Source organism: Cohnella endophytica (genome assembly GCF_003628305.1).
In the GTDB taxonomy this organism is placed as follows: Bacteria; Bacillota; Bacilli; order Paenibacillales; family Paenibacillaceae; genus Cohnella; species Cohnella endophytica.
The window spans coordinates 1-17,667 of sequence record NZ_RBZM01000016.1 but is presented as its reverse complement, the minus strand read 5'-3'; the positions used below and the strand labels follow the sequence as shown (position 1 = coordinate 17,667).

General features: G+C 55.2%; 16 protein-coding genes and 1 rRNA gene. 1 reads left to right on the top strand and 16 read right to left on the bottom strand.

Going from position 1 to position 17,667, the window contains the following annotated elements:
* The 8 genes from rlmB to D7Z26_RS25865 form a co-directional block, all read right to left on the bottom strand.
* A complete protein-coding gene (rlmB, locus tag D7Z26_RS25900; RefSeq protein ID WP_267901021.1) occupies positions 1 to 777 on the bottom strand; it encodes a 23S rRNA (guanosine(2251)-2'-O)-methyltransferase RlmB in 777 nt (258 codons plus the stop codon).
* A gap of 284 nt (positions 778 to 1,061) precedes the next feature.
* Complete coding sequence (locus D7Z26_RS25895; RefSeq protein ID WP_120979938.1) at positions 1,062 to 1,499, bottom strand: Mini-ribonuclease 3; 438 nt, start codon at positions 1,497 to 1,499, stop codon at positions 1,062 to 1,064.
* Positions 1,496 to 2,908, bottom strand: a complete 1,413-nt coding sequence (gene cysS, locus D7Z26_RS25890) for a cysteine--tRNA ligase (RefSeq protein ID WP_120979937.1) — start codon at positions 2,906 to 2,908, stop codon at positions 1,496 to 1,498. The genes D7Z26_RS25895 and cysS overlap by 4 nt, the downstream gene beginning before the upstream one ends.
* Positions 2,905 to 3,651, bottom strand: a complete 747-nt coding sequence (gene cysE, locus D7Z26_RS25885) for a serine O-acetyltransferase (protein ID WP_120979936.1) — start codon at positions 3,649 to 3,651, stop codon at positions 2,905 to 2,907. The genes cysS and cysE overlap by 4 nt, the downstream gene beginning before the upstream one ends.
* Positions 3,652 to 4,530: 879 nt before the next feature.
* Positions 4,531 to 6,003, bottom strand: a complete 1,473-nt coding sequence (gene gltX, locus D7Z26_RS25880) for a glutamate--tRNA ligase (RefSeq protein ID WP_120979935.1) — start codon at positions 6,001 to 6,003, stop codon at positions 4,531 to 4,533.
* A gap of 27 nt (positions 6,004 to 6,030) precedes the next feature.
* Positions 6,031 to 6,507 carry a 2-C-methyl-D-erythritol 2,4-cyclodiphosphate synthase gene (ispF, locus tag D7Z26_RS25875; protein WP_120979934.1) on the bottom strand — a complete coding sequence of 159 codons (477 nt, stop codon included), beginning with the start codon at positions 6,505 to 6,507 and terminating at the stop codon, positions 6,031 to 6,033.
* Positions 6,504 to 7,202, bottom strand: a complete 699-nt coding sequence (gene ispD, locus D7Z26_RS25870; protein ID WP_120979933.1) for a 2-C-methyl-D-erythritol 4-phosphate cytidylyltransferase — start codon at positions 7,200 to 7,202, stop codon at positions 6,504 to 6,506. The genes ispF and ispD overlap by 4 nt, the downstream gene beginning before the upstream one ends.
* 109 nt (positions 7,203 to 7,311) lie before the next feature.
* Positions 7,312 to 8,400: a PIN/TRAM domain-containing protein gene (locus D7Z26_RS25865; protein WP_407643556.1), complete on the bottom strand. Its 1,089-nt coding sequence runs from the start codon at positions 8,398 to 8,400 to the stop codon at positions 7,312 to 7,314.
* A gap of 195 nt (positions 8,401 to 8,595) precedes the next feature.
* On the opposite strand from D7Z26_RS25865, the gene D7Z26_RS25860 reads away from it, so the two are divergent.
* Positions 8,596 to 8,991: a nucleoside triphosphate pyrophosphohydrolase family protein gene (locus tag D7Z26_RS25860; RefSeq protein ID WP_120979931.1), complete on the top strand. Its 396-nt coding sequence runs from the start codon at positions 8,596 to 8,598 to the stop codon at positions 8,989 to 8,991.
* A gap of 59 nt (positions 8,992 to 9,050) precedes the next feature.
* Here the strand turns inward: D7Z26_RS25860 and pssA are convergent, their stop codons facing one another.
* From pssA to D7Z26_RS25820, 8 genes are all read right to left on the bottom strand, one after another.
* Positions 9,051 to 9,791 carry a CDP-diacylglycerol--serine O-phosphatidyltransferase gene (pssA, locus tag D7Z26_RS25855; protein ID WP_120979930.1) on the bottom strand — a complete coding sequence of 247 codons (741 nt, stop codon included), beginning with the start codon at positions 9,789 to 9,791 and terminating at the stop codon, positions 9,051 to 9,053.
* Positions 9,792 to 9,911: 120 nt separating this feature from the next.
* Positions 9,912 to 11,021 carry a DNA integrity scanning diadenylate cyclase DisA gene (disA, locus tag D7Z26_RS25850; protein WP_120979929.1) on the bottom strand — a complete coding sequence of 370 codons (1,110 nt, stop codon included), beginning with the start codon at positions 11,019 to 11,021 and terminating at the stop codon, positions 9,912 to 9,914.
* Positions 11,022 to 11,038: 17 nt separating this feature from the next.
* Positions 11,039 to 12,406, bottom strand: coding sequence for a DNA repair protein RadA (gene radA, locus D7Z26_RS25845; RefSeq protein ID WP_120979928.1), 1,368 nt, complete (start codon positions 12,404 to 12,406; stop codon positions 11,039 to 11,041).
* A 206-nt stretch (positions 12,407 to 12,612) separates the two neighbouring features.
* On the bottom strand, positions 12,613 to 15,060 hold the full coding sequence (locus D7Z26_RS25840; RefSeq protein ID WP_120979927.1) for an ATP-dependent Clp protease ATP-binding subunit: 2,448 nt from the start codon (positions 15,058 to 15,060) through the stop codon (positions 12,613 to 12,615).
* A 35-nt stretch (positions 15,061 to 15,095) separates the two neighbouring features.
* Positions 15,096 to 16,160: a protein arginine kinase gene (locus D7Z26_RS25835; protein WP_120979926.1), complete on the bottom strand. Its 1,065-nt coding sequence runs from the start codon at positions 16,158 to 16,160 to the stop codon at positions 15,096 to 15,098.
* A 16-nt stretch (positions 16,161 to 16,176) separates the two neighbouring features.
* Positions 16,177 to 16,689, bottom strand: coding sequence for a UvrB/UvrC motif-containing protein (locus D7Z26_RS25830; protein ID WP_120979925.1), 513 nt, complete (start codon positions 16,687 to 16,689; stop codon positions 16,177 to 16,179).
* A gap of 18 nt (positions 16,690 to 16,707) precedes the next feature.
* Positions 16,708 to 17,169 carry a CtsR family transcriptional regulator gene (locus D7Z26_RS25825; protein WP_120979924.1) on the bottom strand — a complete coding sequence of 154 codons (462 nt, stop codon included), beginning with the start codon at positions 17,167 to 17,169 and terminating at the stop codon, positions 16,708 to 16,710.
* 390 nt (positions 17,170 to 17,559) lie between these two features.
* A 23S ribosomal RNA gene (locus D7Z26_RS25820) occupies positions 17,560 to 17,667 on the bottom strand; the annotation flags it as partial.

The following is a 17,667-nucleotide window of genomic DNA, read 5'->3' as shown; positions in this document are numbered from 1 at the left end:
TCACGCATGGTCCGAAGCCGGGCTAGCCGGAGTCGCGGCGCCTTTGGCTTTCGAAGCCTGCTGCCGCTGGCGCACGACTTCGTACAAAATGACTCCCGTGGCCACGGAAGCGTTCAATGAGTTGATCTGCCCGACCATCGGCAACGACAGGATAAAATCGCAACGCTCCTTGACCAACCGGGATAACCCTTGGCCTTCGTTGCCGATTACGATGGCGAGAGGGCCCGTTAGATTGGTGTCGTAGAAGCCTTCCTTGGCTCCGACGTCCGCTCCCGCGATCCATAAGCCGGCTTCCTTCAGCTTCTCCATCGTTTGCACGAGATTGGCGACTCTTGCCACCGGCACGTATTCTACCGCTCCCGCGGACGTCTTGGCGACGATCGGGGTCAAGCCCGCGCTTCTGCGCTTGGGAACGATCACTCCATGCACGCCCGTACAGTCCGCCGTACGCAAAATGGAGCCCAAATTGTGCGGATCCTCTACTTCGTCAAGGAGAATAATCAACGGGGCTTCCCCCCGCTCGGCCGCGCGGGCTAGCAGCTCGTCCACTTCATAATAAGCCGCCGCCGCGACTTGCGCCACGACGCCTTGATGCTGCAAATCGGGAACGAGCCGGTCAAGCTTGCTCTTATCTACTTGCTGCACGACGATACCGCGTTCCTTGGCGCCTTCCATGATCGGTTGAATCAGGAAGCGCTGCGCCTGGTTGGAGATAAAGATCTTATTGATCGAACGTCCGGCCTTCATCGCTTCCAACACGGGATGCTTGCCCGCCAAATATTCGTCATCGCCCTTTAACGCGCTTTCCGCGGCCCATAACTCCGCGTCTGCCGCCGATTCCTTAGGCTGAACGGAAGCTTGAGGACGCTTGTCCTTCTCTCCGCGGCCTTTGTCGCCGGCGGACCAAGCGCCTTTGCGCTCGCCTTGGGAATAAGGCTTCGCGCCGGAAGCCGAACGATTGCCCGGCGGTCTTGAATTGTAGTTACTCATTGCTCATCTTCCTTTGTTGTTTATTACGATCCGCGGCGACGGTTGCGACGCCGGATTGATAAGATTATCGGTTACTCTTCTATTTTGTCGAACGCCATGCCGATCAGCTGTTCCAGTCGATCCTTCGCCCCGTTGTAATAGAGGTAGCCCACTAGGCATTCAAGTGCCGTTGCGTGGCGATAATCCCCGGGGTCGGCGTTCTTCGGAGGCTGGCCGGATTTCGTATTGCGTCCGCGGCGCACGATGTCGGCCTCTTCCTCGGAGAGGATCGGCTGCCATTTCTGCAGCAGCTTCGCTTGCGCGGCGGCGGACACGTAACCCGTCGCCGCCCGATGCAATTCGTGGGGCTTGCGGCTATTGCCGGCCACGAGCTTCTGCCTAACATAGATTTCAAATACGGCATCGCCGACGTAAGCTAGAACGACTGGCGACAGAAGATTGACGGGCACGTCCGTCGGTACGACCGGAGCGATGACGGGAGCTAGCGGAAGTTCTACCCGGTTCGTCATTTGCGGCGCCAACGGATGCCTTGCGCCGTGTCTTCCAGTAGAATTCCCCGCTCCGCCAATAAATCGCGGATTTCGTCCGCTCGGGCGAAATTGCGGTTCGCGCGGGCCGACGTCCGTTCCGCGATCAACGCGTCGACCTCTTCGTCGAGCAAACCCTCTTCCGTTGCCGAAGGAAGCAGTCCGAGAACCGCGTTCATTTTCTCGATCTCCGCCAACAGCCGAAGCAGGTCCTTCTCGCTGACGGCCTCTCTCTGCAAGTAAGCATTCGCTTCCGATACGAGTCCGAACCAAGCCGTGATGGCGTCCGGCGTGCTGAAATCATCCTGCATCCGCGCGTGGAAATCCGCTTGCAAACGGTCCAGGCGGGCGTTTAACGCTTCGTCGGCCGGCAGCGACAGCTCTCCTTTGGCTACCGCCGAAAGCCGATGCTTCACATTGTCCCGGGAGTTCGTCAGTCTCTCGATACTGTTCGCCGCCTGGCGAATGGTCTCGTCGCTGAAGTTAAGCGGGCTACGATAATGGGTCGTAAGCATGAGATAACGGATCGCGAATTTGCTCGTGCCCTTGAGAAGCTGGCGAACGTTCACGCCGTTGCCCAGCGACTTCGACATTTTCTCGTTGTTGATATTCACGAAGCCGTTGTGCATCCAGTAGCGCGATAGGGGCTCTCCCGTAAGCGACTCCGACTGGGCGATCTCGCACTCATGATGAGGGAATTGCAAGTCGTGTCCGCCGCCGTGGATGTCGAGCGTATCTCCGGCGTATTTGCGCACCATCGCGGAGCACTCGATATGCCATCCCGGACGGCCGTCGCCCCACGGGCTTGGCCAGTGGATTTCTCCCGGCTTCGCCGCCTTCCACAGCACGAAGTCCTGCGGACTTTCCTTGCGCTCGTCGACGTCGATCCGTATGCCGTATTGCAGCTCGTCGAGATTTTTATGCGACAATTTGCCGTATTCCGGAAAAGACGCGGTCCGGAAATAAACGTCGCCGGAGCTTTCGTATGCCGCGCCCTGATCGACTAAGCCTTGGATAAAGTCCACGATTTCCACGATGTTCTCCGTCACGCGGGGCGTGATGGTCGGGCGGTGCGCGCCGAGCGCGTCCCGATCCTCGTTGAAGGCGGCAATGAAGCGTTCGGCAAGCTCCGGCACGGTAATGCCGAGTTCCGCGGCCTTACGGATCATTTTATCGTCCACGTCGGTGTAATTGACGATGTAGTTAACTTCAAGACCGATCGATTCCAAGTATCTGCGAACGACGTCGAAGAAAATGACCGGCCGCGCGTTGCCGATATGGATATAGTCATATACGGTCGGGCCGCATACGTACATGTTGACTTTTCCCGGCTCCCGGGGGATGAAAGGCACTGCTTCCCTGGCCATGCTATCATATATTTTCAAGTTCACGTGACATTGCTCCTTTTGTGTTCGTAAGCCGCTTCCTTGACGAGAGCGTCGGATTCGCGAGAATCGTTCGGTTTGACAAGGCTAGCGTTCCCATTCGGTTCCTTCGCCTTCAAGCGCTCGATCTCCGCTTTCAGATCGTTGATTTCCTTCTGCATGAAGCGGAAAGTCTCGATTAAAGGATCCGGCAGGTTCGTATGGTCGAGCCGGTCCCCGATTTTCTTGCCGTCGCGCTTCACGACGCGGCCGGGAATTCCCACGACCGTGCTATTCGGCGGAATCTCGCGAAGGACGACGGAATTCGCTCCGATATTCGAGTTATCTCCTACCGTGAACGATCCGAGCACCTTGGCTCCGGACGCGATGACGACCCGATTGCCGATCGTCGGATGTCGCTTTCCTTTTTCTTTACCCGTCCCGCCTAGGGTTACTCCCTGGTAGATGATGACTTCGTCCCCGATCTCGCAGGTCTCGCCGATGACGACCCCCATCCCATGGTCTATAAACAGCTTATTCCCGATCCGCGCTCCGGGGTGAATCTCGATGCCCGTAAAAAACCGGCTCACTTGGGAGATCATTCGCGCGATCGAATACAGCTTGCGACGGAAGAAAAAATGAGCGATGCGATGTGACCATATTGCGTGGAGACCGGCGTACGTGAATACGACTTCCACCCAGCTGCGGGCGGCGGGATCGTTCTCGAACACGGCCTCGATATCGGATTTGATCGTTCGCCATATTCCCATCATGGCGTCCCCCTCTGCCTGTCTATATCGAGCCCTGATGCGAATTCAAGCGGAATACAAAAAAAGTCTCCGCAGCGAATGTTCGCTGCAGAGACGTCGTGACGTGGTCCCACTCTGCTTAAGCTCGCGCCGATAGGCGTTTGCTCCTCCATGGATGGTTAACGGGTTCCTCCCGGCACCGCTTACCCGCAACAGACTTAGGGAACGCGATGCAAACATCACGATACCTTCGGTTGTTCCGATCGGCGGCGCAGCTCCCAGGCGCAATTCGGTTTCGCGGGAATGTGGCGGCTCTCAGCCATGACCGCCTTCTCTGGACATTCTCTAAACGAAACTTACTTTCCTGTTCGTCGCACATTTACGATATGGATCAAGTATATCCCAACGCCGCGCGGGTGACAAGAGACAGGGAAGTGGATGCCTCTTGCATCGCTCTCGGACTTCCCGGGGCATGCAATAGCGGCATTTCCTACCGTTATCGCTCTCGCGGCTGCTTGATTCGTCGAATTAAGGTTCTGCCAGACCACTAAATGTTCTCGGATCCCTCAATTCTTCGAATTAACGCCCCCACAGACCACTAACTACCTCTTGGGTGCTTGATTCGTCGAATTAAGGTTTTGCCAGACCACTAAATGCTCTCGGATCCCTCGTTTCTTCGAATTAACGCCCCCACAGATCACTAACTACCTCGTAGTTGCTTGATTCGTCGAATTAAGGTTCTGCCGGACCACTAAATGTTCTCGGATCCCTCGATTCTTCGAATTAACGCTCCCACAGACCACTAACTATCTCTCGGCTGCTTGATTCGTCGAATTAAGGTTTTACCAGACCACTAAATGTTCTCGGATCCCTCGATTCGTCGAATTAACGCTCCAATCCTCAGCCCTTCGCGGCGAGACGTTCCTTCAACCGCGCGATGACGCGCTCGCGACCGAGCAGCCAGATCGTGCCGTTCAGGTCCGGTCCATGGGTCTGTCCAGTCAACGCGACGCGGATCGGCATGAACAAGCCTTTGCCCTTCACTCCGGTCGACGTCTGCACGGACTTGATCAGAACCTTCATGTTGTCGATCGAGAAGCCTTCTTCTCCCGCTTCCTCCACCGCCGAGAGGAAAGCGCCCAGAACGGTCGGAACGGTTTCTTCTGCCAATACGCCGGTCGCCTCGTCGTTGAAATCCAACCCCTCTTGGAAGAACAGATCCGACAAAGGTACGATCTCCGCTCCGAAACGCAGGTGATCGCGGAACAAAGTTACCAACGCGGTTGCCCACTCCAGTTCGACGGCATTCGGTTCCGCGGAAAGGCGTCCGGACGACTTCAGGTGCGGCAGGCATAGCTCGACAACCCGCTCCGCCGTCGCTTGTTTCATATAGTGTTGATTCAAGTGATTGAGTTTCGCCGTATCGAATACGGCCGGGCTCTTGGATAACCGGCTCTCGTTGAAAATTTCGACCAGCTGCTCGCGCCCGAAGATTTCCTCTTCCCCTTCCGGAGACCAGCCCAGCAACGTAATGAAGTTAAATAACGCTTCAGGCAAGTAACCTAGCTCGTCGTACTGCTGTATGAACTGTACGATCGACTCGTCCCGCTTGGACAGCTTCTTGCGCGACTCGTTGACGATCAACGTCATATGTCCGAATTCCGGCGGCGTCCAGCCGAACGCTTCGTACACCATAAGTTGACGCGGTGTATTCGTGATATGGTCTTCTCCCCGAAGCACGTGCGAGATCGCCATCATATGATCGTCCACGGCTACCGCATAGTTATACGTTGGGATGCCGTCCTTTTTCACGATAACGAAATCGCCGAAGTCGTCGGAACGGAAGGAAATCTCGCCTTTGACCGTATCCTTGAAAGTGTACGTACGATCGGCGGGCACGGTGAACCGAATGCTCGGAATCCGTCCGTCCGCCTCGTATTCCGCTTTCGCTTCAGGGCTCAAATGGCGGCATTTGCCCGAATACTTCGGAGTCTCGCCGCGTTCCGACTGCTCCTCGCGCTCCCGCTCCAGCTCTTCTTCCGAGCAATAGCAAGAATAGGCTACTCCGTCGGCGAGCAACTTGTCCGTGTGCTCGCGATAAATATCCAGACGCTCGGTCTGGCGGTACGGACCGTAATCGCCCGGGCGATCGATGCTCTCGTCCCAATCGACGCCGAGCCAGGTCAAATACTTAAGCTGGCTCTCTTCCCCGCCGGCCACGTTGCGTTTCACGTCGGTATCTTCGATGCGGATAATAAAATCCCCGCCGTGATGACGGGCGAATAAATAATTGAAAATGGCGGTTCTCGCGTTCCCGATATGCAAATGTCCCGTCGGGCTTGGCGCGTAACGCACGCGTACTTTAGTAGACATGGGTATTCCTCCAATATAAGACTCGATCTATTGTTTCAAGAGCAGCACGACCGCCTGCGAAGCGATTCCCTCGCCTCTTCCCGGAAAACCTAATCGTTCCGTCGTGGTCGCCTTGACGTTGACTTGCGATTCCTCGCATTCCAACGCTCGCGCGATTACGGTAACCATCGCCGGAATATAAGGCGCCATTTTCGGCGCTTGGGCGATAATCGTCGCATCCGTATTGCCTAGCTTGTAGCCCCGCTCCTTCGCGAGCGCCCATACGCGTTCCAGCAAGACTAGGCTGTCCGCATCCTTGAACGCGGGATCCGTATCCGGGAAATGCTTGCCGATGTCTCCGAGCGCGAGGGCTCCCAATATCGCATCGCTAATCGTGTGAAGCAGCACATCGGCGTCGGAATGACCTAACAACCCTTTCTCGTAAGGAATCGTAACGCCTCCGATAATGCACGGCCGACCCTCCACGAGCTGATGCACGTCAAAACCTTGTCCTATTCTAATCATAACGGGATCTCCTCTCCATGACGCCTGGCCAACAGCAACTCCGCGATCGGCAAATCTTCCGGCGTCGTAATTTTAATATTCGCGTAATCTCCTTCAACGATGGCGACCTTGCGCCCCAGCCGTTCCAGCAGCATCGCATCGTCGGTGGCGGCCGCGCCTTCTTCTTGCGCCTGCCTGTGCGCTTGCATCAGTTCCAGACGCCAAAAAGCCTGCGGAGTCTGCACGCTCCACAGCGTCTTGCGCTCGGGCGTCGCCAAGATGAACCCGTTGCCGTCCGATACTTTGATCGTATCCTTCACGGGAACGGCCAAAGCAGAAGCACCGTGCTCCTCCGCCGCCAAACAACAAGCTTGAATTTGCGCGGCCGTCACTAGCGGCCTGGCCGCGTCGTGAACGAGAACGCCTTCCGTCTCCAGCGCGGACAACCCCGCGTATACGCTATCCTGCCGTTCCGCTCCCCCCGGGATGATCATCCCGACTTTGCGATAGCCTTCCTGCCCGATAATCTCCGCGGCTTTCTTCTGTTCGCCGGACGATACGACGAGAACGACTCGGGAGACGGAGGAGCACAGCTCGAAAGCTTCCAGCGTATGTGCCAACACCGACCGGCCCGCCAGCTTGAGATAGGGCTTGTTATCCGCCGCCCCCATCCGGGTACCTCGCCCCGCCGCGACTATGACAGCTCCCCATTCCATGGACATGATCCCCTTATTAGAGCAACGTATGACGTAAGATCTCTTGATAACAAAACGAAAGACGGGACATTAGAGCGCGTCCCGCCCGTATTCCTATTATCATACCTTGTTAGAGCGCTTTTTCCAATAGCTTCGGCTTCGCGAAGATCATCCGGCCGGCCGACGTCTGAAGCACGCTCGTCACGAGCACTTCCATGGTCGTTCCGATGAAATCCCTGCCGCCTTCCACCACGATCATCGTACCGTCGTCCAAGTAGGCGACGCCTTGTCCATGCTCCTTGCCGTCCTTGATGACCTGAACGACGATTTCCTCGCCGGGCAACACGACGGGCTTCACCGCGTTCGCCAGATCGTTAATGTTAAGGACGGATACGCCCTGCAGCTCGCATACTTTGTTGAGATTGAAATCGTTCGTGACCACCTTGCCCTGCATCGCCTTGGCGAGCTTGACGAGCTTGCTGTCCACTTCTCCGGGTTCTTCGTTGGCATCCTCGTAGATGAGTACCCTGACGTCCAGTTCCTTCTGGATTTTATTCAAAATATCGAGTCCCCTCCGCCCCCGATTCCGCTTGAGCAGATCGGAGGAATCCGCGATATGCTGAAGCTCCTCCAGCACGAACTCCGGAATGACCAACGTTCCCTCGATAAACCCCGTCTTGCAGATGTCCGCGATCCGTCCGTCGATGATAACGCTCGTGTCGAGGATTTTGTGTTCCTCGTACCTCGGTCCGTCGGCTTTCGGAGCATCCGCCGCCTTGCGCGCGCTAAGCCACTCGCCGATCTCGTCCTTCTTGCGCGTCCCCACCCTGATTCCCGCGTATCCGAGCGTTAATGCCGTTCCCGCCGCCAATACTTGTCCGACGTACGGAATATCCGTCATAAAAGGATACAGGAAGGAAGATAGCGCAAGTCCGAAGGTCAATCCGACGACACCGGACAACAGCTCCGATATCGGATAACCGGACAACCGATCGATTCCCCGTTGCAAGGCTCGGGATAATGGCGTGGCGATGGAAGTGGCGAACAGGAACCCCGCGCAAGCGCCGACGATCGCGCTGAAAGTACCTCCCGAACCGGACGAGGCGCTAAGTAACGAACCCATCCAAGGCGATTCCGAGGACGATTGCCAATTCGTCAACTGCTCTCCGAGCAACGCGCCGATCAGCAATCCCAATGATTGAATAACTCTTTTCATGATCATGATAAATCACTTCCTTTCTTGTCCTAAGTCAGAACTATCGTTACTAGTATGTTCCAATTTCTAGAAAGCTAATCTCCGTTGGGCAACCTTCTTAAAGTTTCCTCAAAAACGATAACTTCTTTTGAATTCCGGCATCCCTTGAACTATAATGAAGAAGGAAAAGTAAATTTAAGGTAAACCGAGGTGGAACGGATGAGCGCGCCTACGCTCCGGGAGTTTCAGAGTCAGGTGTCGGAATTATTGCTCCGTCATCGCAGTCTGCTCGATGTCGTCACGAAGTATAGCCAGTCGAACGCATCCGTGAACCGCGCCGTATCCAAGTCGATCACCGAATGCGGTTGCATCTCGTTGAATGCCCGTAATCAAGGGTTCTCCGAGGAGATGAAGCTGGATCAAGCCCATCGCCAGTCGAAATCCCACATGGAAGGCAATCTTTGCGAACAATGCCGCGAAATCATTCGAAGCGAGATGGGCAAGAATCTGTTCTATATGTCGGCCATGTGCAACCTGCTGGATATCGACTTGGACGAAGTCGTTTCCAAGGAAGCGGACAAATGCTCGACGCTTGGTTGGTTTAATTTAACCTAGGAAACTTGCGCATAATGCAAAAAAGCAGCCCCCGGGGCTGCTTTTTCGTTCAATCGATATTAAGCGCTATGCTTGGATTGTTCTTTTTCCTTCGCGTCCTGCATCCGTTTCGCGCGGCGAGCGGATGGCATCAGTCCATCAACGTTTTTTTTTAGGCCCCAGAGCGCGTAGATAAGAAGAAGCGCCAGGATGACTTTGGGAATCGCTTGTTGGAACATGAATGCAAGTACGGCGGCTCCGGCCACGACGACGGGAATGGCCCAGATCGCTTTGCGCGGCAGGCCTAGCTTCTTGAAGTTCGGATATTTCATGTTGCTGATCATCAGGAACGACAATGCTACGGTGCTAATCAGAAGCAGCGTGTAGTGAAGCTCGTAATGGAAAAGCGCTAACGTAGCCAATACTCCGCCCGCGGCGGGAATCGGCAATCCGATGAAGTAGCCGGGAATGCCGTCGATGACGTTAAACCTAGCTAATCTTAAAGCTCCGCAAATCGGGAAAATCGCGGTCACGATCCAAGCCAATGCCGGACTGACTCCTTGGAAAGCCGCCTGATACATAATGAATGCCGGTGCGACCCCGAACGAGATAACGTCGGACAGAGAATCCAATTCTTTGCCGAATTCGCTCTGCGCGTTCAGCGCGCGGGCAACGCGTCCATCCAGTCCATCGAGAAGCATCGCGATAATGACCAAGAGCGCTGCCGTGTTGGCTTGATCATTGAACGCCAAAATAATGGAGATTACGCCCAAGCTTAGGTTCCCTATGGTGAACAGGTTCGGTATGGATTTTGCGATCATGTTATGCCACCTCGACTTTACTATACCCTATTAATGAGAATGTTAAGCGTTGCGAGACGCGTTCATTCTGGAAAACGAATGGAAAAATCCTCAATGAAGAACATTCCAATTGTATTCCCCTTATATCTGTCTGTCAACAAACACCTGATCGTGAATGCGTTTCAACCCTTCTTTAATCGCTCTTGCCCGTACTTCTCCGATCCCGTCTACTTCGTCCAGTTCTTCGATGGAAGCCATGACAATATGTGGGAGCGCGCAGAAGCGATCGACTAGGTTGTTAATGATAACGCTCGGCAGCCTTGGGATCTTGGTGAGCATCCGATAGCCTCGCGGCAATAAACCTTCTTCAACGACCGAACTCAAGGAAGGGTATCCCAGCAACCGGATAAGCAGCGTCGAATCCAGCAACTCCTCCGAAGATAGCTTGCGCAGCGCGGCTTGGATCTCGTGAACCTTGTTTTCCCCTTCTTCCTTAGCGTAATCTCGCAACAGCAACCACGCTTCTTCTTCCGCCGAACCGACCAATTCTTCCTTCTGCATGGCGATCAGTCTGCCTTCGTTGCCGAGCTCGAGTACGTATCGGTTAATTTCGTTGTTGATGCGAAGCACCATCTCCGCGCGCTGGATAACGTGGGCGACTTCGTGCATCGTCACCATTTCCTCGAACTCCAGAGCCGATAAGTTTGTAAGCGACTGGGAGAACACCGCCCGGTATTTCTCCAACGTTTGAATCGCTTGATTTGCTTTCGTAAGAATAACTCCCATCTCTTTGAGCGCGTAGCGAAGATTGCCCTGATATAGCGTAATGACGTTACGCCGCTGGGAGATGGAAACGACTAGCTTGCCCGTCTGCTTCGCCACCCGCTCCGCGGTCCGATGTCGAATGCCCGTTTCCGACGATGAAATGGTGGAATTGGGGATCAATTGCGTATTCGCGTATAGAATGCGTTTAACATCCTCGTTGAGAATGATGGCTCCGTCCATTTTGGCCAATTCGTATAGATAGTTCGGGCTAAAGTCGCAGTTGATGGAGAAGCCGCCGTCCACGACCTCCATCACTTCCGGACTATAACCGACGACGATCAGCGCTCCCGTCTTCGCGCGCAGCACGTTCTCCAGCCCGTCTCGGAACGGGGTACCGGGAGCAACCATCTGAAGCAGCAGGTTCATCGTTTTCTCTTGCTGGCTGCGTTCTTTTTCTCTAGGGTCTCTTTCCTTAGGTTCTTTCATTATGTCATCGATACCCCCTATTCCAATGCGGCTTTTAGTGCTTGCGCTACCGTCTTGACTCCGATAAGCTGAATATCCTTAGGCGCCTGCCAGCCCTTCATGCTCATCTCCGGCATGATGACTCGCTTGAAGCCCAGCTTGTGAGCCTCCTTCACCCGTTGCTCCGCGCGGGATACGGCTCGCACCTCGCCCGTAAGGCCAACCTCTCCGAAAACGACGTCGAACGGCTTGGTCGGGGCGTCCTTGAAGCTGGAAGCGAGGCTGACTATCGCGGCCAGATCGGCAGCAGGCTCGTCAAGCTTGACTCCGCCCGCGACGTTCAAGTAAGCGTCCTGATTTTGCAGGAACATGCCCATTCGCTTCTCGAGCACGGCGATGACCAGCGACATCCGATGATGGTCGAACCCGGATGCCATGCGGCGTGGCGACGGGAAATGAGTGGGGGAGACGAGTGCCTGAAGCTCGACGAGTACGGGCCTCGTTCCCTCCATGCTGGCAACGACGGTCGAGCCGGATACGCCAAGCGGCCGCTCGGACAAGAACAGTTCCGAAGGATTCGTAACCTCCCGAAGTCCCTCTTCCGCCATATCGAAAATGCCGATCTCGTTAGTCGAACCGAAGCGGTTTTTCACCGCTCGCAAAATTCGATACGTGTGATGGCGCTCCCCTTCGAAATACAGGACGCAATCGACCATATGCTCCAACAATCGAGGGCCCGCGATGGCCCCCTCTTTGGTAACGTGCCCGACAAGCACGGTCGCCACTCCGTTAATTTTGGATATTCTCATGCAATGGGCGGTGCATTCCCTTACCTGCGCGACGCTGCCCGGAGCGGAGGCGATTTCCGGGCGATACACAGTCTGGATCGAGTCGATGACGAGGAAATCCGGCTCTACCTCGGCGATCGCTTCCTCGATGACCTCGAGATTCGTCTCGCACAATACGTACAGCTTGTCGTTCAGCGCGCCGAGCCGATCCGCGCGAAGCTTCGTCTGCTTCACCGATTCTTCCCCGGACACGTACAGAACCTTTAGCCCCTTAGCGGAAAGGGAGTAGGAGGCCTGTAGCAGCAAGGTCGATTTCCCGATTCCGGGATCCCCGCCGACGAGCAGCAGCGAGCCGGGAACGAGCCCGCCTCCGAGCACCCGGTTCAACTCGGACATCCCCGTCAAGATGCGGGGCTCTTGCCCACTCTCTATATCTATGATGGGGCGCGCTTTTTCTTTCGTGCGGGTTAGCTCACTCCGTCCGACAGGCGCCTTGATCTCCGTTTCGGTCTCTTCGACCATCGTGTTCCATTCGTTGCAGCCGGGGCATTTGCCCATCCATTTCGGCGATTCGGTTCCGCATTGAGTGCAGGCGAACTTTATTTTGACCTTGGCCATGGCCGACAGTCCTCCTTCCGGGAAAAACGCATTTTTCCCGCTAGCGTTTCTTTACGGGAAAATGTCTTTTCGCTACATCCTAAAGTTTAACATGAGCCGAGCCTTAGAGAAACCTTGACGCCTCTTTTACGCGAAAAAGACCCTCCGCATGCTCCCGATTCGGGGAACTTGCGGAGGGTCTCTTCAACTTGCCTTAATCCGAACGATTAAGCTTTGGTTAGCTCGATCTCGCCCTTCTGCCTGACGACCAAGCCGCCTTCCTCTTCGTCGATGACGAGGGAATGGCCCTTGGAAATCTTGCCGAGCAGCAAATCTTCGGACAAACGGTCCTCGATGTGCTTCTGGATCGCCCGACGCAACGGACGCGCTCCGTATTGCGGATCGTAACCTTCCTTCGCCAGGAACGCTTTGGCCGATTCGGTCAGTTCGAAGCTGACGTTGTGCTCGACGAGGCGCTTGCGGAGATCGTCGGCCATCAACGTAACGATCTGAGCGATATGCTCTTCGTTCAACGGGTGGAACACGATCGACTCGTCGATCCGGTTCAGGAACTCCGGACGGAACGATTTTTTGAGCTCGGCCAGAACTTTTTCTTTCATGTTCTGGTAGTCGCGGCCGGCATCCTGCGCCGCCGTAAAGCCGAGCGTCGAGTTTTTCTTGATTTGTTCCGCTCCGACGTTCGAGGTCATAATGATCAGCGTGTTCCGGAAGTCGACGGAACGGCCTTTGGAATCGGTCAAGCGACCGTCCTCGAGCACTTGCAGCAAGATGTTGAATACTTCGGGATGGGCTTTCTCGATTTCGTCGAGCAGCACGACCGAATACGGCTTGCGGCGCACTTTCTCGGTCAGTTGTCCGCCTTCGTCGTAGCCGACGTATCCCGGAGGCGCTCCGACCAGACGGGACGTGGAGTGCTTCTCCATGTACTCCGACATATCGATGCGGATAACGGCATTCTCGTCGCCGAACATCGCTTCCGCGATTGCTCGGGCGAGTTCCGTTTTACCAACGCCCGTAGGTCCAAGGAAGATGAACGAGCCCATCGGACGCTTCGGATCCTTTAAGCCTGCGCGAGCCCGGCGAATGGCGCGGGCGACCGATTTCACCGCTTCTTCCTGTCCGATGACGCGTTCGTGCAGGATGCTTTCCATTTTCAGCAGGCGCTCGGTTTCTTCCTCCGCCAGCTTACTGACCGGAATTCCCGTCCAGCTCGCCACCACTTGAGCGATATCCTCGGGCGTAACCTCGGAATCGGTGCGGCCTTGTTTTTCTTTCCATTGGTTTTTCGTATGGTCGAGCTCTTCGCGAATTTTTTGCTCGGTATCGCGAAGGGCGGCCGCTTTCTCGAACTCTTGGCTCTGAACCGCGGCGTCCTTCTCCTTGCGGATGTCGTCCAGACGCGTTTCCAGTTGCTTCAAGTTAGGCGGTACCGTATACGAATTCAATCTCACCTTGGAGCCCGCTTCGTCGATCAGGTCGATCGCTTTATCCGGAAGGAAACGATCGGGAATATAACGGTCGGACAGCTTCACCGCCGCGTCGATCGCTTCGTCGGTAATTTTGACCCGGTGATGCGCTTCGTAACGGTCGCGAAGGCCGAGCAAGATTTGAATGGCTTCTTCCGGCGTCGGTTGGTCGACCGTAATTGGTTGGAACCGGCGCTCGAGAGCCGCGTCTTTCTCGATATATTTGCGATATTCGTCCAGCGTCGTCGCCCCGATGCATTGCAGCTCGCCGCGTGCAAGAGCCGGCTTCAGGATGTTGGAAGCGTCGATGGCGCCTTCCGCCCCGCCCGCTCCGATCAGCGTGTGCAGCTCGTCGATGAACAAGATGACGTTGCCGGCTTGACGAATCTCGTCCATGATTTTTTTCAGTCGGTCTTCGAACTCCCCGCGGTACTTGGTACCGGCAACGACGGAACCCATGTCGAGCGTCATAACGCGTTTGTCGCGTAAAGTCTCGGGAATTTCGTTGTTCACGATTTTCTGAGCCAGTCCTTCCGCTATCGCCGTTTTACCTACGCCCGGCTCCCCGATAAGGACGGGATTGTTCTTGGTCCGGCGGGAAAGTACTTGGATGACGCGTTCGATTTCCTTCGAGCGGCCGATAACGGGATCGATATTGCCGTCCCGCGCGCTGGCCGTCAAGTCGCGAGCCAGACCGTCTAGCGTCGGCGTGCTGACGTTGGCGGAAGGGCCGTGATTCTGCGATACGTTCTCGTTGCTGCCAAGCAATTGAAGAACTTGCTGGCGGGCTTTATTCAGGCTAATGCCGAGATTGTTCAGCACGCGTGCGGCTACGCCCTCGCCTTCCCGAATAAGGCCGAGCAGAATATGCTCCGTGCCGACGTAGGTATGGCCGAGCTTGCGCGCTTCGTCCATGGACAGCTCGATAACTTTTTTCGCGCGCGGGGTGTAAGCGATATTCGTCGGCTGCTCTTGCCCGCGTCCGATCAAAGACTCGACTTCGTCTTGAATTTTCTCGAGACCGAGTCCGAGCGCGATCAAGGCTTTCGCCGCGATACTCTCGCCTTCCCGTATCAAACCGAGCAGAATATGTTCCGTACCGATGTTATTGTGTCCCAAACGCACTGCTTCTTCCTGAGCCAAAGCCAATACCTTCTGCGCACGTTCCGTGAATCTACCAAACATCATGAGACACACCTCCTATAAAGTTAAGAATAAAACATTTATGAAACAGTTGCCAGTCGCGAACGAATTAATTCCGCTCTTGACCGGTCGCGATCTTCGGGACTCATCGCTTCGCCGAACGCCATCTGAAGAAATCCAGGTTGCGTGGAGACGAGCAGCTCGTTCAAGGCCTGCCCGTTCACTTCCGGCAGCAGTCCGAGATGAACGCCGAGCCGGATGTCCGACAACCGTTGGGACGCTTCCTTCGAGTCCATGATGACGGCTTGAGTCAGAATGCCGTACGACCGCCGCACCCGATCCTCGACGCGAAGCCTTGACTCGGTTACTAGCTTACTCCTCGCGGACTTCTCGTGTTCGATCATCTGGCGTGCGACCTGAAATAAATTTTCGATAATCTCCTGCTCCGATTGTCCCAGCGTAATCTGGTTCGATACTTGGAACAGGTTGCCGGTCGCTTCGCTCCCTTCGCCGTACAGACCTCTAACGGCGAGCCCGACTTGAGTGACGGCGGACAAGATCCGGTTGATCTGACCGGTCATTACCAAAGCCGGAAGATGCATCATGACCGAAGCCCGAATTCCCGTGCCGACGTTCGTCGGACAGCTCGTCAGGTAACCGTGCTTCTCGTCGAAGGCATAGTCGACTTGCTCCTCGAAGATGTCGTCGATCTTACTGGCGGAATCCCAAGCCTCGTGAACCTGGAATCCGGAGCATAAACACTGAATGCGCAAGTGGTCTTCTTCGTTGATCATGACGCTGATTTCTTCGTTCGGGCTTAAAATCAACGCCCCGTTGCGGGACTCGCTCGCCAGGTTCGGACTGATTAGGTGCTTCTCGACGAGCACCAGCTTCTCCAACTCCGTTAGCTCGATTAACCGGACTTGCTCGATCTTGCCGAGACCGTTCAGCCTGCCGTTCTCGGCTACGCCGAGCAACTGTTCCATAACGGAGAGCGATTGGTCGGGAGCCGCCATCATCGGGAACGGCAAGTTGCGGATGTTGCGAGCGATGCGTACCCGGCTGCTGATGACGACGTCCGAGTCCGGACCCGCCCCATTCATCCAATGACTTAGCGCCTGCTTGACGAATTTTCTTTTCACCATCGTCTGTTCCTACCCTTCAACCGCTCATTTCTTTCTCGAGCTCGCGAATCCGATCGCGCAATTGCGCCGCGGTCTCGAAATCCTCGCGCTCGATCCGGCCTTGCATTTCCTTCTTGAGACGATCGATCTCCCGTTTCGTCTTTAGCCTTCCGCCCGCCCGCTTGGGCACCTTCCCGACATGTACCGTATTACCATGTACCCGTTTCAGCAAGGGATCAAGCCGATCGGAAAATTGCTTGTAGCAATGACTGCATCCGAATCGTCCGATCTTGCTGAACTGAGCGTAAGTCATGCCGCATGTATCGCATTTGACCGCCGTGGGTTTGGCCAGCGGATTCGGGTTCGGAGACTCGAAGTCGAGCAATCCCGACAAAAGGTTGTGAATGGAAAATCCGGCGGATGTACCGGGGATGAGCTCCCCCTTATCCCTCGCGCACGACTCGCAAATGTGCAACTCCGCCTTATCGCCGTTGACGATCTTCGTAAAATGCAGCGTCGCGGGGCGTTTACCGCATTCCTGGCATTGCATCGATCGATCCTCCCTTCCTTATTTGGCCAACAGGGCGATCAATATCGCCTTCATAAGCTTGGCGCGTATCTCGTCGCGAAGAGGCAGCTTAAGCGCCAGCACCTCGCGGGATACGGCAGCCTTTAACAAGCACGACTCCCGCTCGGTAATGAATTCGGCCTCCAACAGTTGGTAGATCAGCCCTTCCGCCGCCGTCTGGTCGATTCGTTCCCCGACCGTCTGCTGAATGTGTCTCTGGACTGCTTCTAATGAAGGTAAGTTCACCTGCTGGATGCGAATATATCCGCCCCCGCCGCGTTTACTTTCGACTAAATAGCCTTTCTCCAGCGTAAACCTTGTGCTGATGACGTAATTGATCTGCGACGGGACGCAGGAGAACTTGTCGGCCAGCTCGCTTCGCTGGATTTCGACCGAGCCTTCCGAGCTGCCCTGCAAAATTTGCTTTAAATAATGTTCGATAAGTTCGGTAATATTACGCAACGTCCAACCTCCTTCCAGGGGGTTGATGATGGTGGGATCTGACTTTGACTTTCTTTGACTATAGTCTCATTATACGCCGTTTTACGAAAAATGCAAAGTCTCTGCGCAATCCTGCGATTAGACCCGTTAAGCGTTCGAACAGCTACTTTAAGTATGAACAAAAAAGCCCCTCGCTACTTCGTCCGAGGAACTTCGTTTCTTATTCTCTTCGAAGCCGAATCGCTTGGCGGAGGGCATGGACAAGCGTCCCGACCGACCGAAAAAGACAACAAAAAAGAAGCCATCCCGAATGAGATCGCTTCTACTTAAGGCTTGCGCCTTGAAAACTGGATGCGAAACAAAGCTTAGAAGAAAGGTGAATGTATCATTGCCTTACTGTTGTCAATTCGTTAGGATAAGCCCTCGACCGATTAGTACTCGTCAGCTCCACACGTTACCGCGCTTCCACCCCGAGCCTATCAACCTCGTGTTCTTCAAGGGGTCTTACGAATTGGGAAA

Excerpts from the sequence above, each read along its gene's own strand:
- D7Z26_RS25895 (WP_120979938.1), bottom strand. The coding sequence starts at position 1,499 with ATGACGAACCGGGTAGAACTTCCGCTAGCTCCCGTCATCGCTCCGGTC.
- D7Z26_RS25840 (WP_120979927.1), bottom strand. The coding sequence starts at position 15,060 with ATGATGTTTGGTAGATTCACGGAACGTGCGCAGAAGGTATTGGCTTTG.
- gltX (WP_120979935.1), bottom strand. The coding sequence starts at position 6,003 with ATGTCTACTAAAGTACGCGTGCGTTACGCGCCAAGCCCGACGGGACAT.
- disA (WP_120979929.1), bottom strand. The coding sequence starts at position 11,021 with ATGAAAGAACCTAAGGAAAGAGACCCTAGAGAAAAAGAACGCAGCCAG.
- cysE (WP_120979936.1), bottom strand. The coding sequence starts at position 3,651 with ATGGGAATATGGCGAACGATCAAATCCGATATCGAGGCCGTGTTCGAG.
- pssA (WP_120979930.1), bottom strand. The coding sequence starts at position 9,791 with ATGATCGCAAAATCCATACCGAACCTGTTCACCATAGGGAACCTAAGC.
- ispF (WP_120979934.1), bottom strand. The coding sequence starts at position 6,507 with ATGATTAGAATAGGACAAGGTTTTGACGTGCATCAGCTCGTGGAGGGT.
- D7Z26_RS25835 (WP_120979926.1), bottom strand. The coding sequence starts at position 16,160 with ATGGTGAAAAGAAAATTCGTCAAGCAGGCGCTAAGTCATTGGATGAAT.
- radA (WP_120979928.1), bottom strand. The coding sequence starts at position 12,406 with ATGGCCAAGGTCAAAATAAAGTTCGCCTGCACTCAATGCGGAACCGAA.
- D7Z26_RS25830 (WP_120979925.1), bottom strand. The coding sequence starts at position 16,689 with ATGCAATGCCAGGAATGCGGTAAACGCCCCGCGACGCTGCATTTTACG.
- D7Z26_RS25860 (WP_120979931.1), top strand. The coding sequence starts at position 8,596 with ATGAGCGCGCCTACGCTCCGGGAGTTTCAGAGTCAGGTGTCGGAATTA.
- ispD (WP_120979933.1), bottom strand. The coding sequence starts at position 7,202 with ATGGAATGGGGAGCTGTCATAGTCGCGGCGGGGCGAGGTACCCGGATG.